At 60.1% G+C, this 16232-nt stretch carries 14 protein-coding genes; 5 read left to right on the forward strand and 9 right to left on the reverse strand.

Annotation, left to right across the window (positions count from 1 at the left end):
• Positions 1–102: 102 nt before the first annotated feature.
• Positions 103–1065: a GGDEF domain-containing protein gene (locus PSH57_RS13200; protein WP_305389994.1), complete on the forward strand. Its 963-nt coding sequence runs from the start codon at positions 103–105 to the stop codon at positions 1063–1065.
• Positions 1066–1319: 254 nt separating this feature from the next.
• Here the strand turns inward: PSH57_RS13200 and fabI are convergent, their stop codons facing one another.
• The 8 genes from fabI to gloB all read right to left on the reverse strand — a co-directional run bounded on the left by fabI (position 1320) and on the right by gloB (position 12054).
• A complete protein-coding gene (gene fabI / locus PSH57_RS13205; RefSeq protein ID WP_305389996.1) occupies positions 1320–2114 on the reverse strand; it encodes an enoyl-ACP reductase FabI in 795 nt (264 codons plus the stop codon).
• Positions 2115–2133: 19 nt separating this feature from the next.
• Positions 2134–3744, reverse strand: a complete 1611-nt coding sequence (locus PSH57_RS13210) for an ABC transporter ATP-binding protein (protein ID WP_305389997.1) — start codon at positions 3742–3744, stop codon at positions 2134–2136.
• 1 nt (position 3745) lies between these two features.
• On the reverse strand, positions 3746–4765 hold the full coding sequence (locus PSH57_RS13215; RefSeq protein ID WP_305389998.1) for an ABC transporter permease: 1020 nt from the start codon (positions 4763–4765) through the stop codon (positions 3746–3748).
• A gap of 1 nt (position 4766) precedes the next feature.
• A complete protein-coding gene (locus tag PSH57_RS13220; protein WP_305389999.1) occupies positions 4767–5840 on the reverse strand; it encodes a microcin C ABC transporter permease YejB in 1074 nt (357 codons plus the stop codon).
• A 3-nt stretch (positions 5841–5843) separates the two neighbouring features.
• On the reverse strand, positions 5844–7697 hold the full coding sequence (locus PSH57_RS13225; RefSeq protein ID WP_305390000.1) for an extracellular solute-binding protein: 1854 nt from the start codon (positions 7695–7697) through the stop codon (positions 5844–5846).
• Positions 7694–9526, reverse strand: coding sequence for an extracellular solute-binding protein (locus PSH57_RS13230; RefSeq protein WP_256228434.1), 1833 nt, complete (start codon positions 9524–9526; stop codon positions 7694–7696). Before PSH57_RS13230 ends, PSH57_RS13225 begins: the two co-directional genes overlap by 4 nt.
• A gap of 230 nt (positions 9527–9756) precedes the next feature.
• Positions 9757–11187 (reverse strand): transglycosylase SLT domain-containing protein, encoded by a 1431-nt coding sequence (locus tag PSH57_RS13235; RefSeq protein WP_305390001.1) that lies wholly within the window; start codon positions 11185–11187, stop codon positions 9757–9759.
• A gap of 99 nt (positions 11188–11286) precedes the next feature.
• Positions 11287–12054, reverse strand: coding sequence for a hydroxyacylglutathione hydrolase (gloB, locus tag PSH57_RS13240; protein ID WP_305390002.1), 768 nt, complete (start codon positions 12052–12054; stop codon positions 11287–11289).
• 65 nt (positions 12055–12119) lie between these two features.
• Here gloB and PSH57_RS13245 point away from each other — a divergent pair, with 65 nt between their 5' ends.
• The 4 genes from PSH57_RS13245 (at position 12120) to PSH57_RS13260 (ending at position 15299) form a co-directional block, all read left to right on the forward strand.
• Positions 12120–12878 carry a class I SAM-dependent methyltransferase gene (locus tag PSH57_RS13245; protein ID WP_305390003.1) on the forward strand — a complete coding sequence of 253 codons (759 nt, stop codon included), beginning with the start codon at positions 12120–12122 and terminating at the stop codon, positions 12876–12878.
• A gap of 89 nt (positions 12879–12967) precedes the next feature.
• Positions 12968–13420, forward strand: coding sequence for a ribonuclease HI (gene rnhA, locus PSH57_RS13250; protein ID WP_256228430.1), 453 nt, complete (start codon positions 12968–12970; stop codon positions 13418–13420).
• Positions 13421–13655: 235 nt separating this feature from the next.
• Positions 13656–14417 carry a DNA polymerase III subunit epsilon gene (gene dnaQ / locus PSH57_RS13255; RefSeq protein WP_305390004.1) on the forward strand — a complete coding sequence of 254 codons (762 nt, stop codon included), beginning with the start codon at positions 13656–13658 and terminating at the stop codon, positions 14415–14417.
• Positions 14418–14684: 267 nt separating this feature from the next.
• Complete coding sequence (locus PSH57_RS13260; protein WP_305390006.1) at positions 14685–15299, forward strand: GNAT family N-acetyltransferase; 615 nt, start codon at positions 14685–14687, stop codon at positions 15297–15299.
• On the opposite strand, the gene PSH57_RS13265 is transcribed toward PSH57_RS13260, so the two are convergent.
• Entirely contained in the window at positions 15265–16158 is an 894-nt protein-coding gene (locus tag PSH57_RS13265) for a LysR substrate-binding domain-containing protein (RefSeq protein WP_305390007.1), read from the reverse strand. The genes PSH57_RS13260 and PSH57_RS13265 overlap by 35 nt on opposite strands.
• Between the last annotated feature and the right edge of the window lie 74 nt (positions 16159–16232).

Consider the following 16232-nt stretch of genomic DNA (forward strand, 5'->3'; position numbering starts at 1 on the left):
GTATTAGGCCCCGTCGATAAATGCCTGTTTGATTTGGCTGTTCGGTTTGAAGAGGAGTGGGCCTGGGCTAGACTTCAACCAGCACCCCTCATGGAGTTCCCGATGCCTGCGCCAGGGAAACCGGATAACGAAGCCGTCCGCCTCAAGAATCTGCACTCGCTCAAACTGCTCGACACTGCCCCCGAGGAGCGGTTCGATCGCCTGACTCGCCTTGCCCGGCGTTTGTTCGATGTGCCCATTGCGCTGGTGTCGCTGGTGGATGCCAACCGTCAGTGGTTCAAATCCAACGCAGGCCTGGACGCCAGTGAGTCCGGGCGCGACGTTTCATTTTGTGGGCATGCCATTTTGCAGGATCAGATTATGGAGGTCTGCGACGCGCAACAGGACGAGCGGTTTCGCGACAACCCGTTCGTCACCGATGAACCCGGCATTCGTTTCTACGCCGGGCACCCGCTGGGACTGGACGACGGCAGCAAACTTGGAACCTTGTGCTTACTCGATACCAGGCCGCGCAAGCTCAATGACGAAGAACGCGAACTGCTGCGCGACCTTGCCAGCATGGCCGAGCAGGAAATGATTGCCGTGCAGATGGCGAGCATGGACGAACTGACATTGCTGTCCAATCGACGTGGCTTCAAGACGCTGGCCCAGCATGCGTTGAGCGTATGCGAGCGCCTCTCGCGTCCGGCGACGCTGTTGTTCTTCGATCTCAACGATTTCAAACGCATCAACGACCGCTATGGACACGCCGAGGGCGATACGGCATTAAAAACATTTGCCGACGTGTTACGCATCGCCTTTCGCGAAAGTGATGTGATCGGTCGTTTGGGCGGCGATGAGTTCGTGGCGTTGCTCACCGGCTCTTCCCATGTCGAAACCAGGGCAATCATGGCGCGGCTCGGTGAAATTCTCGACGAGCGCAACGCGATGTTGCAGCGTGGTTATGACATCCGTTTCAGTGTGGGCCAGATCGAATACGACCCGCAGCGTCATCAGTCCATCGACAGCCTTCTGGTGGATGCGGATGCGGCGATGTACATCCAAAAACAGGCTGGCTCGCGCTGACGGCGTCACATCAGGTTTTGATGTATGCAGGTCCACCGCCATCGCGAGCAGGCTCGCTCCCACATTTCCCGAGTTGCTCATAGACTTTGGGCAAAGCACAAATCCCCTGTGGGAGCGAGCCTGCTCGCGATAGCGCTGGCACATTCAATACGCATGCAAGCTGACCCGCCGCTATCACCAGGCGGGAATAAAAAACGCCGCTTGCCCTTTTCAGGACAAACGGCGCTTTTTACGCATCGGACGTGGCGTGAAGATTACTCTTCGATGTTACCCATGGCGGTAGTGTTGAACCCGCCGTCCACGTACATGATTTCACCGCTGATGCCCGAAGCCAGGTCCGAGCACAGGAAGGCGCCGGCGTTGCCGACTTCGTCGATGGTGACGTTGCGACGCAGCGGCGTCTGTGCTTCGTTGGCGGCCAGCATTTTGCGGAAGTTCTTGATGCCGGAAGCGGCCAGGGTGCGGATCGGACCGGCCGATACGGCGTTGACGCGGGTGCCATCCGGGCCCAGGGAACCGGCCAGGTAGCGCACGCCTGCTTCCAGGGAAGCCTTGGCCATGCCCATCACGTTGTAGTTTGGCATGGTGCGCTCGGCGCCCAGGTACGACAGGGTCAGCAGGCTGCCATTGCGGCCTTTCATCATTTCGCGACCGGCCTTGGCCAGGGCTACGAAACTGTAGGCGCTGATGTCGTGGGCAATGCGGAAGCCTTCGCGGGTGGTGGCTTCGGTGAAGTCGCCGTCCAGTTGGTCGCCCGGGGCAAAGCCCACGGAGTGCACGATGCAGTCCAGGCCGTCCCACTTCTTGCTCAGTTCTTCGAAAACCTTGGCGATTTCTTCATCGCTGGCCACGTCGCATGGAAAGCACAGCTCAGGGTTCGAGCCCCAGCCTTGTGCGAACTCTTCGACGCGCCCCTTGAGTTTGTCGTTCTGATAAGTGAAGGCAAGCTCAGCGCCCTCGCGATGCATGGCGGCGGCGATGCCGGATGCGATGGACAGCTTGCTGGCGACACCGACGATCAGTACGCGCTTACCGGCGAGAAAACCCATGTGTTGCTCCTCTTTCAGGTTATTCGGCAGTTGTTGGGGCCAGGAAAGCGGCCTCCAGCAACTGCTGTGTATAGGGGTGTTGCGGCGCGGCGAATATGCTGCGGGCATCACCTTGTTCGACCACTTGGCCATGCTTGACCACCATCAACTGGTGGCTTAGCGCTTTGACGACAGCCAGGTCATGGCTGATAAACAGGTACGTCAGGTTGTACTTGGTTTGCAGCGACCGCAACAGCTCCACCACCTGGCGTTGCACGGTACGGTCCAGGGCCGACGTCGGTTCATCCAGCAGAATCAACGCCGGCTTGAGCACCAGGGCCCGGGCAATGGCGATACGCTGCCGCTGCCCTCCGGAAAATTCATGGGGGTAGCGGTTCCGGGTTTCCGGATCCAGGCCTACCTCCTTCAATGCCGCGATTATCGCTTGTTCCTGCTCAGCGGCGGTGCCGATCTTGTGGATCCGCAGGCCTTCGCCGACGATCTGGCTTACACACATCCGTGGGCTCAGGCTGCCGAACGGGTCCTGAAACACCACTTGCATCTCCCGGCGCAGCGGCCGGACCTGTTGCTGCGACAGGCAGTCCAGCTGCTTGTCTTCAAACCGGATTCCCCCCTGGCTGCCAATCAGTCGCAAGATCGCCAGCCCCAAGGTGGACTTGCCGGAGCCGCTTTCGCCAACGATGCCCAGGGTCTGGCCCTGGGGCAGGCTGAAGCGGATACCGTCCACGGCCTTTATATAATCGACCGTGCGTTTGAACAGGCCTTTTTTGATCGGGAACCAGACTTTCAGGTCCTCGACCTGCAACAGCGGCGGGCCGACAACATTGGTCGCCGGGTTGCCGCTGGGCTCGGCGGCCAGCAGTTCCCGAGTGTACGGATGCTGCGGCGCGCGGAACAGCTCTTCGCACGATGCCTGTTCGACGATGCAACCACGCTGCATGACACATACGCGATGAGCAATTCTTCGCACCAGGTTCAAATCGTGGCTGATCAGCAGCAGCGACATGCCCAATCGCGCCTGCAGCTCCTTGAGCAACTCGAGGATTTTCAGCTGGACGGTGACGTCCAGTGCCGTGGTCGGTTCGTCGGCAATCAGCAGTTCCGGCTCGTTGGCCAGGGCCATGGCGATCATCACCCGCTGCCGCTGGCCGCCGGACAGTTCGTGGGGCAGGGCCTTGAGGCGCTTTTGCGGCTCGGGGATGCCCACCAGTTCCAGCAATTCGAGGGTGCGACGGGTAGCGACCTTACCGGACAGGCCCTTGTGAATGCCCAGCACTTCGTTGATCTGCTTCTCGATGCAATGCAGCGGATTGAGGGACGTCATCGGCTCCTGAAAGATCATCGCGATCCGGTTGCCTCGGATATGGCGGATAGTTTTTTCTTTCAGACCCAGCAAATCCTGGCCGGCGTACTGGATGGTCCCGCTTGGGTGGTGGGCGAGCGGGTAGGGCAGCAACCGCAGGATCGAGTGGGCGGTCACCGACTTGCCTGAGCCGCTTTCGCCGACCAGGGCCATGGTTTCGCCACGCTTGATGTCAAAACTGACGCCTTCGACGACCCGTTGGCGACGTTCGCCGACAATGAACTCCACCGCCAGGTCGCGCACTTCGATCAGATTGTCCTGATTCATTTCACTTCCTCGGGTCGAAGGCATCGCGAGCGGACTCGCCGATGAATACCAGCAGGCTCAGCATGATCGCCAGCACGGCGAACGCGCTGATGCCGAGCCAGGGCGCCTGCAGGTTGGATTTGCCCTGCGCCACCAGTTCGCCCAGGGACGGGGCGCCCGGAGGCAAGCCAAACCCGAGGAAGTCCAGGGCCGTGAGGGTGCCGATGGCCCCGGTGAGAATGAACGGCATGAACGTCATGGTTGAGACCATGGCGTTGGGCAGAATGTGGCGGAACATGATCGCGCCGTTCTGCATGCCCAATGCCCGCGCGGCCCGCACGTACTCCAGGTTGCGTCCGCGCAGGAATTCGGCGCGGACCACGTCCACCAGGCTCATCCAGGAGAACAGCAGCATGATGCCCAGCAACCACCAGAAGTTCGGCTGCACGAAGCTGGCCAGGATGATCAGCAGGTAAAGCACCGGCAGCCCCGACCAGATCTCCAGGAAGCGCTGGCCGGCCAGGTCGACCCAGCCGCCATAAAAGCCCTGCAAGGCGCCGGCGATCACGCCGATGATCGAGCTGAGGACAGTCAGTGTCAGGGCAAACAGCACCGACACACGGAAGCCATAGATCACCCGGGCCAGCACATCTCGGCCCTGGTCGTCGGTGCCCAGCCAGTTGACCGAGGAGGGCGGCGCCGGGGCGGGGACCTTCAGGTCGTAATTGATGCTCTGGTAGCTGAACGGGATCGGTGCCCACAGCACCCACGCGTCCTTGGCGGCCAGCAGATCGCGGATGTACGGGCTCTTATAGTTGGCTTCCAGCGGAAATTCGCCGCCGAACGTGGTTTCCGGGTAGCGTTTGAGGGCCGGGAAGTACCAGCCGTCGTCGTAATGCACCGCCAGCGGCTTGTCATTGGCGATCAACTCGGCGCCCAGGCTGAGCCCGAACAGGATCAGGAACAGCCACAGCGACCACCAGCCTCGCTTGTTGGCCTTGAACAGCTCGAAACGGCGGCGATTGAGGGGGGACAGGTTCATCTCAATGCTCCCGGCTTTCAAAGTCGATACGTGGATCGACAAAGGTGTAGGTCAGGTCACCGATCAGTTTCACCACCAGCCCCAGCAGGGTGAAGATGAACAGGGTGCCAAAGACCACCGGGTAGTCACGGTTGATTGCCGCCTCGAAACTCATCAGTCCGAGGCCATCAAGGGAAAAAATCACCTCTACCAACAAAGAACCGGTGAAGAAGATTCCGATGAACGCCGAGGGAAAGCCGGCAATCACCAGCAGCATGGCGTTGCGGAACACATGACCGTAGAGCACTCGGTTGCGGGTCAGGCCCTTGGCCTTGGCGGTGACCACGTATTGCTTGTTGATTTCATCGAGGAAGCTGTTCTTGGTCAGTAGGGTCATGGTGGCAAAGTTGCCGATCACCAGGGCCGTCACGGGCAAGGCCAGGTGCCAGAAGTAGTCGAGGATCTTGCCGCCCATGCTCAGTTCGTCGAAATCGTTGGACGTCAGGCCCCGCAACGGGAACCAGTTGAAATAGCTGCCGCCGGCAAACACCACGATCAGCAGGATGGCAAACAGAAATGCCGGGATGGCATAGCCGACGATGATCGCCGAACTGGTCCAGACGTCGAAGTGACTGCCGTGACGCGTCGCCTTGGCGATCCCCAGCGGGATCGACACCAGGTACATGATCAGCGTACTCCACAGCCCTAGCGAAATGGACACCGGCATTTTTTCCTTGATCAGGTCGATGACCTTGGCGTCTCGGAAAAAACTGTCACCGAAATCCAGGCGAGCGTAATTCTTGATCATGATCCACAGGCGTTCCGGCGCCGACTTGTCGAAGCCGTACATGCGCTCGATTTCCTTGACCAGCGCCGGGTCCAGACCCTGGGCTCCGCGATAGGTGGAGCCGGCCACCGACACTTCGGCACCACCACCGGCAATGCGGCTGGTGGCGCCTTCGAAACCTTCGAGTTTGGCGATCATCTGCTCCACCGGCCCGCCTGGCGCGGCCTGGATGATCAGAAAGTTAATCAACAGGATGCCAAACAGAGTCGGGATGATGAGCAACAGACGCCGAAAGATATAAGCCAGCATCGGTTACTCCACACTCGCCGGGACGACGATTTTTTGCTCGACGACCTGTTTTTCCACCTCGATGGAAGGCTTGATTTCTGGCTTGACCCACCAGGTCGTGGTGCCAATGTCGTAGGTCGGCGTGATTTTCGGATGGCCGATGTGGTTCCAGTAGGCTACGCGCCAGGTCTTGATGTGCCAGTTGGGAATCACGTAGTAGCCCCATTGCAGCACCCGGTCCAGCGCCCGGGCGTGGGCCACCAGACTCTTGCGTGAGTCGGCGTTGATCAGTTGTTCCACCAGTTGGTCGACGGCCGGGTCTTTCAGGCCCATGGTATTGCGGCTGCCGGGATTATCGGCGGCGGCTGACATCCAGAACTCGCGCTGTTCGTTACCCGGTGAGCTGGACTGCGGGAAGCTGCCCACTATCAGGTCGAAATCCCGCGAGCGCACGCGATTGATGTATTGGGACACGTCGACCCGGCGGATCACCAGTTCGATGCCCAGGTCACTGAGGTTGCGCTTGAATGGCAGCAGCACCCGCTCGAATTCGGTCTGGGCCAGCAGGAATTCCAGTACCACGGGTTTGCCCTGGGCATCGACCATCTTGTCGTCGACGATGCGCCAGCCGGCCTCCTGCAGCAATTGATAGGCCTTGCGCTGCTGGTCGCGGATCATGCCGCTGCCGTCGCATACCGAAGGCTGGAACGCCTGGGTGAAAACCTGCTCGGGAATTTTCCCGCGCAGGGGCTCGAGGATCTTCAGTTCGTCCTCACCGGGCAGGCCGGTGGCGGCCATCTCGGAGTTTTCAAAATAACTGCGCGTGCGGGCGTAGGCACCGTGGAACAGTTGTTTGTTGGTCCATTCGAAGTCCAGCAGCAGGTTCAAGGCCTTGCGCACCCGCACGTCCTGGAAGACCGGGCGGCGCAGGTTGTAGACAAAGCCCTGCATGCCGGTGGGGTTGCCGTTGGGGATCTGTTCCTTGATCAACCGGCCTTCGGTCACGGCCGGGATGTTGTAGGCGTTGGCCCAATTCTTGGCGGCCATTTCCAGCCAGAAATCGAACTGCCCGGCTTTCAGTGCCTCGACCGCTACGGTGTTGTCGCGATAGTAATCGGTGGTCAGCACGTCGAAGTTGTAGAAACCGCGGTTGACCGGCAGGTCCTTGCCCCAGTAGTCCTTCACGCGTTCATAGCGGATCGAGCGCCCGGCCTTTACTTCGGCGACCCTGTAGGGACCGCTGCCGAGAGGGATCTCCAGGTTGCCCTTGTTGAATTCGCGCCCGGCCCACCAATGCTTGGGCAATACCGGTAGTTGGCCGAGGATCAGCGGCAGTTCGCGGTTATTCGTGTGCTTGAACTTGAACAATACCTTGAGCGGTTCTTCGGCGATCACTTCGGCGACGTCGTTGTAATAACCGCGGAACATCGGGGCGCCGTCCTTGGTCAAGGTCTGGAAGCTGAACACGACGTCTTCGGCGCGTACGGGATGGCCGTCGTTGAAGCGGGCTTCGGGTCGCAGGTAGAAACGCACCCAGGCATTGTCCGGGGCTTTCTCGATTTTTTCGGCGATCAGGCCATATTCAGTAAAGGGTTCGTCCAGGCCTTGCTTGGCCAGGGTGTCGTAGATCAGGCCGATGTCATCGGCGGGGACCCCCTTGCTGATAAACGGGTTGAGGCTGTCGAAGCCACCAAACCCGCCCTGACGAAAAATCCCTCCCTTGGGGGCGTCAGGGTTCACATAGTCGAAATGCTTGAAGTTGGCCGGGTATTTCGGCGGCTCGTTGTACAAGGTCAAGGCGTGCTGCGGTGCGGCACAGGCCAGTCCTGCGAACAACAGGCCGCTGGCCTGCAGGAGCAGGGCGCGTAAAGGCTTCATTGATCTTTCTCCGAAGATTTCAGCCACCATGCGCTCAAGCCCAGGGTGTAGGGCGGCGTGGTGACAAAGGCAAACCGGTTACGGTAGGCCAGGCGATGATAATTGAGATACCAGTTAGGGATGCAGTAGTGCTGCCACAGCAGCACGCGGTCCAGGGCTTTGCCGGCGGCGACCTGTTCGTCGCGGGTACGGGCAGACAATAGCTTTTCCAGCAGGTGATCGACCACCGGGTTGTTGATGCCGGCGTAATTTTTGCTGCCCTTGACCCCCGCCTGGCTGGAATGGAAGTACTGCCATTGCTCAAGGCCCGGACTGAGGGTTTGACCCAAGGTCAGCAGGATCATGTCGAAGTCGAATTGGTCCAGGCGCTGCTTGTATTGCGCGCGATCCACCGTACGCAGGCGGGCCTGGATGCCGATGCTGGCGAGGTTTTCCACGTAGGGCTGCAGGATGCGCTCCAGATTTGGGTTCACCAGCAGGATCTCGAAGCGCAGGGGCTGGCTGTCGGCGTTGAGCAGGCGCTGGCCGTGGATGGTCCATCCGGCTTCCTTCAATAACCCCAGGGCTTTGCGCAGGGTTTCCCGGGGAATGCCCCGGCCGTCGGTCCGGGGCAGGCTGAAGGGTTGGGTGAGCAATTGGGGCGGCAGTTGTTCCCGATATGGCTTGAGCAGTAGCCATTCGTGACCCACCGGCAGGCCGCTGGCGGAGAATTCACTGTTGGGGTAATAGCTGAGGGTGCGTTTGTAGGCACCGCTGAACAACGTGCGATTGGTCCATTCGAAGTCGAACATCATCCCCAGGGCCTCACGAACCTTGACCTGGGCAAACGTGCTGCGCCGGGTATTCATGAACAGACCCTGGGTCTGGGTCGGGATCTTGTGGGCAATCTGTGCCTTGATTACATCGCCGCGGTTGACCGCCGGGAACTGATAGCCGTTGGCCCAGTTTTTGGCCTGGTGTTCAATGTAGATGTCGAATTCCCCGGCCTTGAAGGCTTCGAAAGCCACTTCACTGTCACGATAGAACTCCACCTCCATCCGGTCATAGTTGTATTTGCCGCGATTGACCGGCAGGTCCTTGCCCCAGTAATTCTTGACCCGTTCAAACACCAACTGGCGACCAGGCTGCACTTTGGTAATCCGGTAAGGGCCGCTGCCCAAGGGCGGCTCGAAGGTGGTGGCCTTGAAATCGCGGTCTTTCCAGTAATGCTGGGGCAGCACCGGTAACTCACCCAGGCGCAGGATCAGCAGTGGGTTGCCCGTGCGCTTGAACACAAAACGGATCTTCAGCGGGTTGAGGATGTCGACCCGCAGCACTTCCTGAAGGTTGGTGCGGTACTGCGGATGGCCTTCCTTGAGTAGCGTTCGATAGGAGAACGCCACGTCATAGGCGGTAATCGGCACGCCATCGTGAAAGCGGGCTTCGGGTCTGAGGTTGAACACCACCCAACTGCGATCTTCGCTGTATTCCACCGACCGGGCGATCAGGCCATAGCTCGACGTCGGCTCGTCGCCGGACGGCGCATATTGGCCGGTGCCGACCATCAGCGGTTCGTTCAGCTCGTTGATGCCGTACTGCAAGAAGTTGGCGGTCGAAACCGGGCTGCTGCCCTTGAATGTGTAGGGGTTGAGCGTATCGAAGGTGCCGAATGCCATGACCCGCAAGGTACCGCCCTTAGGCGCTTGCGGGTTGACCCAGTCGAAGTGGGTGAATCTGGCCGGGTACTTGAGCGTGCCGAACTGGGCATAACCATGGCTTTCGCTGATGGTTGCGCCGGCGGGGGAGCTCAAGGCCAGGCTGATCAGGAGCAGGAGGCGGGGACGTATCAAGTCTGAGATCCGATCCCGGCGGCTTGGGCTTTATGGCCTGTACAGTAACAGCTTGTATCGGCAGGAAAAAGGCGGTGGCTTGTGGCGAGGGGATTTATCCCCGCTGGGGCGCGAAGCGGCCCTAAAATCTGACAACTCGGTGTACCAGATAGAACCAGGGGGCTGCTTCGCAGCCCAGCGGGGATAAATCCCCTCGCCACAACAAGCCCCTAGCTACAGGAGCCCCGGTATCAGTGCGGAGAGTAAACCGTCAGCATCTGCCCCGGCTTCAGTGCCTTGCCTACCCGCGGGTTCCAGCGCTTGAGGTGCTGCATTTCCACGTTGAAGCGCTTGGCGACCACGTACAGCGAGTCGCCTCGCTTGACCTTGTATTGGGTCTGCTTCTTTTTGCTCTTGCTGTTGGCGGCGACCACGGTGCTGGTGCGCTTGCGGGTGTCCTGCATGACCAGGGCCTGGCCAATCTTGAGCTTGTTGCCGCTCAACTTGTTCCAGCGTTGCAAGTCTTTGGTCTGAACCTTGTGGGTCCTGGCGATCTGGCTCAGGGTATCGCCGCGTTTGACCCGGTAGGTGCGCTTGGCGCCTTGGACGGAACTGCCTCCGGCTGTTTCAAAAACCGGTTTGAGCGATCGTTTGCTGATCAGTTCTTCCGGACGCATGGTGGACAGGCTGGCGGTCAGCAACTGGGCCTTGGACGTGGGCACCAGCAGGTGCTGCGGACCGTCGATGGTGGTGCGCTGCTTGAAGGCCGGGTTGAGCTGGAACAGTTCGTCTTCGTCGATATCGGCCACCGCTGCGACCTTGGACAGGTCCATGCGCTGGTTGATCTCGACGACCTGGAAATACGGTTCGTTGGCGATCGGGTTGAGGTTGACCCCGTAGGCCTCGGGAGACAGTACGACCTGGGACAATGCCAGCAACTTCGGCACATAGGCCTGGGTTTCGCTGGGCAGCGGCAGGTTCCAGTAATCGGTGGGCAGGCCGAGCTTTTCGTTGCGCTCGATGGCACGGCTGACCGTCCCTTCACCCGCATTGTAAGCAGCCAGCGCCAACAGCCAGTCGCCGTTGAACATGTCGTGCAGGCGCGTCAGGTAGTCCATCGCGGCGGTGGTGGAGGCGGTGATGTCACGACGCCCGTCATAGAAGCGGGTCTGGCGCAGGTTGAAGTAGCGCCCCGTGGACGGGATGAACTGCCACAGACCCACCGCATGGGCCCGGGAATAAGCCATGGGGTTGTAGGCGCTTTCGATCACCGGCAGCAGCGCCAGCTCCAGCGGCATGTTGCGTTCTTCAAGGCGCTCAACGATGTAATGAATGTAGAGGCTGCCACGTTCGCCGGCGTTTTCCAGGAAGGATGGATTGCTGGCGAACCACAGGCGCTGTTGCTCGATACGCGGGTTGACGGCGGCGGTTTCCTGCAGCTGGAAGCCTTGGCGCATGCGTTCCCAGACGTCCTGGGGCGCTTGAGGTGCGGGTTTTTCAGTGAGCCAGATAGGCTTTTGTTTGGCCCGCGCGGCGATATTCGGTGTGTGAGCCACATCGGCCTGCGGCACCTGGCTCGTGCTCTGACAGCCCGCCAGAGTGGCGGACACAGCCACTGCAATAGCTTGGGCCAGGCGGGTCAATGTGTCTGACTGGACGGACTTACGTATAGATGACGACATTGGCTGGAAGTAAGTTCCGGGCAAAAATGTCGGCCGATTCTAGGAAGCGCACCCCGACAGGTCAACCATTCAGAATTTTTGTATCAATCACCTGCTGCCTTAGAACTTATCTTTCCATGCCCTCAAGGCCGCAAAAACCTCACTTGGCGTCTCGTTGCGCTGGCCATTCCGTTCGTCTGCTTTTTGTTTAACGGATGTTTCAGTCGTGCGCAAAAATGGATTGGTGAGCTTTTCAAGCGCCAGGGTCGAGGGCAGGGTCATGACGCCGGCGTTGCGTTGCTGGCCGACTTTTTCCAGGCGGGCGGCAATGTCCGGGTTGCCCGGCTCCACCGCAGCGGCGAACTTCAGATTGCTGAGCGTGTATTCATGGGTGCAATAGACCAGCGTATCCTCAGGCAGCGAGGCAAGGCGGCTAAGGGACTGATGCATTTGTCCAGGCGTGCCTTCGAAGAGCCGGCCACAACCGGCGGCGAACAGGGTGTCGCCACAGAACAACAGGCCGTGATGGTAATAGGCGATATGGCCCAGGGTATGGCCGGGCACTGCGTAGACATCGAAGTCCCAGCCGAGCACGCTGAGCTGGTCGTTGTCCTGAAGCGCCACGTCCCGCGCCGGGATATTTTCACTGGCCGGGCCGTAGACGGTGGCGTGTGTCGCGTTTTTCAGCGCCTGGACGCCGCCGACATGGTCGTGATGATGGTGGGTGATCAGGATGTCGCTCAAGACCCAGCCCGGATGGGCGTCGAGCCAGGCCTGCACCGGCGTGGCATCACCAGGGTCGACTACGGCGCAGCGTTGAGTGGCGTGGTCCTGTAACAACCAGATGTAGTTATCGGTGAACGCGGGCAGGGCACTGATCTGTATCATCGCGGAATTCGCCAAGCAGAAAACAAAGGCGCATCTTAGAACTTCCTGACGCGTTGGAGAATGCAATGACCGATGAAGCGTTCGCTCAGGCTGATCCTGACTGGCTGGCATTGATCAGCGCGGCCCGTGAGTGGCTGTCCGGCCCTATCGGGCAGTTTTTGCTGGAAGAAGAGCGGCGCATGCTCGAAGACGAGCTGGGCCGGTTCTTTGGTGGCTATCTGGTGCACTACGGTCCATCGGCGCAAACGCCGCCGTCGGCGCCGCAGGTCCAGCGTAATGTACGCCTGGGCGCGCCATTGCCCGGTGTGGAGATTGTCTGCGAGGAGCAGGCCTGGCCGTTGAGCGAGCATGCCGCCGACGTGGTCGTGATGCAACATGGCCTGGATTTCTGTCTCTCGCCTCACGGATTGCTGCGCGAAGCCGCCAGCAGTGTGCGGCCCGGCGGGCACCTGCTGATCATCGGCATCAATCCCTGGAGTAGTTGGGGCTTGCGCCACGTTTTTGCTCACGATGCGTTGCGCCAGGCTCGCTGCATCTCGGCGTCAAGGGTCGGCGACTGGCTCAACCTGCTGGGCTTCGCGCTGGAGAAACGCCGCTTCGGATGCTATCGTCCGCCGCTTGCGTCGCCCAAGTGGCAGGCCCGTCTGGCCGGCTGGGAGCGCAAGGCCGGTGACTGGCAACTGTCCGGCGGCGGCTTCTATTTATTGGTGGCGCGCAAGATCGCAGTCGGCCTGCGCCCGGTGCGTCAGGCGCGACGCGAGCCGATGGGCAAGCTGATTCCCTTGCCGATGGCCAAGGTCAATCGTCGCCACATCGAGCCGTAAACTTTTTCTGATGGTCTGGCCGGTATCTCGGTTGCGGGTATTGTCGTTCCCGTCCGGCAGGCCTTTGCATTTTTTCTGGATGGATTGGCATGAGCGATAGCGTAGAACTCTTCACTGACGGCGCCTGCAAGGGCAACCCCGGCCCGGGTGGCTGGGGGGCGTTGCTGGTGTGCAAGGGTGTTGAGAAGGAGCTTTGGGGTGGTGAAACCAATACCACCAACAACCGCATGGAGCTGATGGGCGCCATTCGGGGTCTGGAAGAGCTCAAGCGCTCCTGCGACGTATTGCTGGTAACCGACTCGCAGTATGTGATGAAAGGCATTAATGAGTGGATGGCCAACTGGAAGAAGCGCGGCTGGAAAACCGCAGCGAAAGAACCGGTGAAGAACGCCGATCTCTGGAAGCAGCTCGACGAGCAGGTCAACCGTCATAACGTCACCTGGAAATGGGTGCGCGGCCATATTGGCCATCACGGTAACGAACGGGCCGACCAGTTGGCCAACCGTGGGGTGGATGAGGTGCGGGGTTTTAAGCAGGCTTGATACGAGTGTTGTCGGGGCCTGAACAGGATGAGGCGAGGGAGCTTGTGTGGGAGCAAAGCTTGCTCGCGACACAGGCGCTCTGGTTTTCCTGAACGACCGCATTATCTTCATCGCGAGCAAGCTTTGCTCCCACAGCTTCGCTCCCATAAGCCAGGTTTCAGGTAAGTCCCCTAGCTATCGGAGCGTGTTAACATCAGCGCTTTTTGCAAGCATGCCCGTTGAGAGCTGAACACTGATGGCCAACAGATCTGTAGTACTGGATACCGAAACCACCGGCATGCCGGTGACCGATGGTCACCGGATTATCGAAATCGGCTGTGTCGAACTGATCGGCCGGCGCCTGACCGGTCGCCATTTCCATGTCTACCTGCAACCGGACCGCGAAAGTGACGAAGGCGCCATCGGCGTGCATGGCATCACCAACGAGTTCCTGGTGGGCAAGCCGCGCTTCGCCGAAGTAGCCGACGAGTTTTTCGAGTTCATCCAGGGTGCGCAGCTGATCATCCATAACGCGGCGTTCGACGTTGGTTTCATCAACAACGAATTTGCCCTGATGGGGCAGCACGACCGGGCCGATATCACTCAGCACTGCTCCATCCTCGACACCCTGATGATGGCCCGGGAGCGGCACCCGGGGCAGCGCAACAGCCTCGATGCCTTGTGTAAGCGTTATGGGGTCGACAACTCCGGCCGTGAACTGCACGGCGCCTTGCTTGACTCGGAGATTCTTGCCGACGTCTACCTGACCATGACAGGCGGCCAGACCAGTCTGTCGCTGGCTGGCAACGCCTCCGATGGCAATGGCACGGGTGAAGGTTCGGGTAACCAGGCCACGGAAATTCGACGCTTGCCCGCCGACCGCAAGCCAAGCCGGATCATTCGAGCCAGCGAAAACGACCTGGCCGAACATGCCGCACGTCTGGAAGCCATCGCCAAATCTGCCGGTGCTCCGGCACTGTGGTCGCAATTGGCCGAATCCCAGGCCGCAGCGAACTGATGCGCCCTTGTGGGAGCGGGCTTGCTCGCGAAAGCGGCGGGTCAGCTTGCATATGTGCTGACGGTATCGCCGCCTTCGCGAGCAAGCCCGCTCCCACAAACGCTATCGCCCTCCATCATTCATTTCTCGCCACAATTGCCAGTACCTTCTAACCTGAAGTGACGGGCAGGCTACGGATACCCGCTTGATGTATGAAGTTTCGAGAGGCAAGGGCAATGGATGGCAGTGCGCCTTTGGTTGCCTCAAGGGATGAGGACTTTTCCCAGTATGCAGCCGGTTATCAATCCCAAGCACCCCGGCTTGTCGGTGCGTGTCGTCGATGACGGCTTTGCGACCTACATATGGGGCAGCGATTTCAGCTTCGAAGTCAGCGCCTATGGGGCCGCTCAGGTTGGTCGATCGGTGAGCCAATGGCCAGTGACGCCGATTGCCCCTTATCGCAAATGTTATGGCATCGATCCAGAGGAGTTCAGCAGCTTCCGAGACGCTCCGGACAGCGAGATATTCATGGCGTATCTCGACGACCAGCCGGTAGGGCATCTGGTGGTGAGCACTAACTGGAACGGTTTTGCCCACATTGATGAACTCGCCGTGCATGCCCCGGCTCGTCGCCACGGTGTGGCCAAGGCTTTGCTAGACGTCGCTCACTTCTGGAGCCGCAAGAAAAAACTACCGGGAATCATGCTCGAGACCCAGAACAATAACCTGGGGGCTTGCCGGCTCTATGAGCGTTGCGGTTACGTGCTGGGTGGGATCGATCACCTGCGTTATCGCGGCATTGACCGTCATACCGCCGAGGTGGCGCTGTTCTGGTACCGGTTGTTCGACGATCCGCTGGGCACGGCGATCAGCGGCCCAACAGCGCCTCGGCTTGTTCCGTAATCAGTTCCAGCAACGACTGGAGCGTGGAAGAGGTCGCTGTGCCGTTCAGACTCAGCGCATACAGGCAGATGGGAATGGCGGGCGATACCGGGCATACGTCCAGCCCGCCGTCCTTGGCCCCTGAAGCGGTGAAGGGGTCCACGATGGCAAGCCCTTCACCGGCCTCGACCATGGCGCGCATCATCTGATGGGTCTGTACGCGGATCTGGATGACCGGTGCGGGGCGCAGCGTCGCCAGTTTATGGTCGAACGCAGGGCTCAGCGGGTCATGGCCATCCAGGCCTACCAGTGATTGGCCGGCCAGATCCTGAACCGAAATGTATTTTTGCCGCGGTTGCAGCCAGCCGTGGGGCGCCAGCAATTGCAGTTTGCCCTGGGCGATCATCTGGCACTGGATGTCGGGGTGTTCAGGGTCGTGCAGACTAAGGCCCAAGTCACTGTCGCGCAGCAGAAGGCTCTGAACGATGTCTCGGGTCGGTTGGCTGAGCAGGGTGCAAGGAGCGTCCGGATGGCGTCGACGCAGGGCAGCGATGCTCTGGGGCAGTAACTGCTGGGCCAGCGGAGGGGTGCAAATGATCCGCAGTGGCGGCGCCTGATAGTGTTTCAAACTGCTGGCCAGGCGTTGCACCGGTTCGAGGGTGTCATACACTCGCGTGATGCCGTCGCGCAACTCAAGGGCTTCGCGAGTCGCCTGCAATCGCCCGCGCACACTGGCAAACAGCATGAACCCCAACTGCTCCTCGGCATCGCGTAGCGTCGCCTCGACCGCTGTCACCGGTAATTGCAGCCATTCGGCCGCCGTGCCGAGATGGCCGGTCTGCAACAGCGCCTGGATTACTTCGATGTGGCGTAAACGCATGCAAGCAGTCCATGTTGGGCGGGAGAGCCATTAAGTGGCTGAATCCTAACCCAAGTCCGGGCATGACTTCTGCT

The organism is Pseudomonas hefeiensis (genome assembly GCF_030687835.1).
Taxonomy (GTDB): Bacteria; Pseudomonadota; Gammaproteobacteria; order Pseudomonadales; family Pseudomonadaceae; genus Aquipseudomonas; species Aquipseudomonas hefeiensis.

Bases quoted from the DNA above. Each gene is read 5' to 3' on its own strand.
- PSH57_RS13235 (WP_305390001.1), bottom strand. From the start codon at position 11,187: ATGTCGTCATCTATACGTAAGTCCGTCCAGTCAGACACATTGACCCGC.
- PSH57_RS13245 (WP_305390003.1), top strand. From the start codon at position 12,120: ATGACCGATGAAGCGTTCGCTCAGGCTGATCCTGACTGGCTGGCATTG.
- PSH57_RS13215 (WP_305389998.1), bottom strand. From the start codon at position 4,765: ATGAACCTGTCCCCCCTCAATCGCCGCCGTTTCGAGCTGTTCAAGGCC.
- PSH57_RS13210 (WP_305389997.1), bottom strand. From the start codon at position 3,744: ATGAATCAGGACAATCTGATCGAAGTGCGCGACCTGGCGGTGGAGTTC.
- PSH57_RS13220 (WP_305389999.1), bottom strand. From the start codon at position 5,840: ATGCTGGCTTATATCTTTCGGCGTCTGTTGCTCATCATCCCGACTCTG.
- PSH57_RS13200 (WP_305389994.1), top strand. From the start codon at position 103: ATGCCTGCGCCAGGGAAACCGGATAACGAAGCCGTCCGCCTCAAGAAT.
- rnhA (WP_256228430.1), top strand. From the start codon at position 12,968: ATGAGCGATAGCGTAGAACTCTTCACTGACGGCGCCTGCAAGGGCAAC.
- PSH57_RS13225 (WP_305390000.1), bottom strand. From the start codon at position 7,697: ATGAAGCCTTTACGCGCCCTGCTCCTGCAGGCCAGCGGCCTGTTGTTC.
- dnaQ (WP_305390004.1), top strand. From the start codon at position 13,656: ATGGCCAACAGATCTGTAGTACTGGATACCGAAACCACCGGCATGCCG.
- PSH57_RS13265 (WP_305390007.1), bottom strand. From the start codon at position 16,158: ATGCGTTTACGCCACATCGAAGTAATCCAGGCGCTGTTGCAGACCGGC.
- gloB (WP_305390002.1), bottom strand. From the start codon at position 12,054: ATGATACAGATCAGTGCCCTGCCCGCGTTCACCGATAACTACATCTGG.
- fabI (WP_305389996.1), bottom strand. From the start codon at position 2,114: ATGGGTTTTCTCGCCGGTAAGCGCGTACTGATCGTCGGTGTCGCCAGC.
- PSH57_RS13260 (WP_305390006.1), top strand. From the start codon at position 14,685: ATGCAGCCGGTTATCAATCCCAAGCACCCCGGCTTGTCGGTGCGTGTC.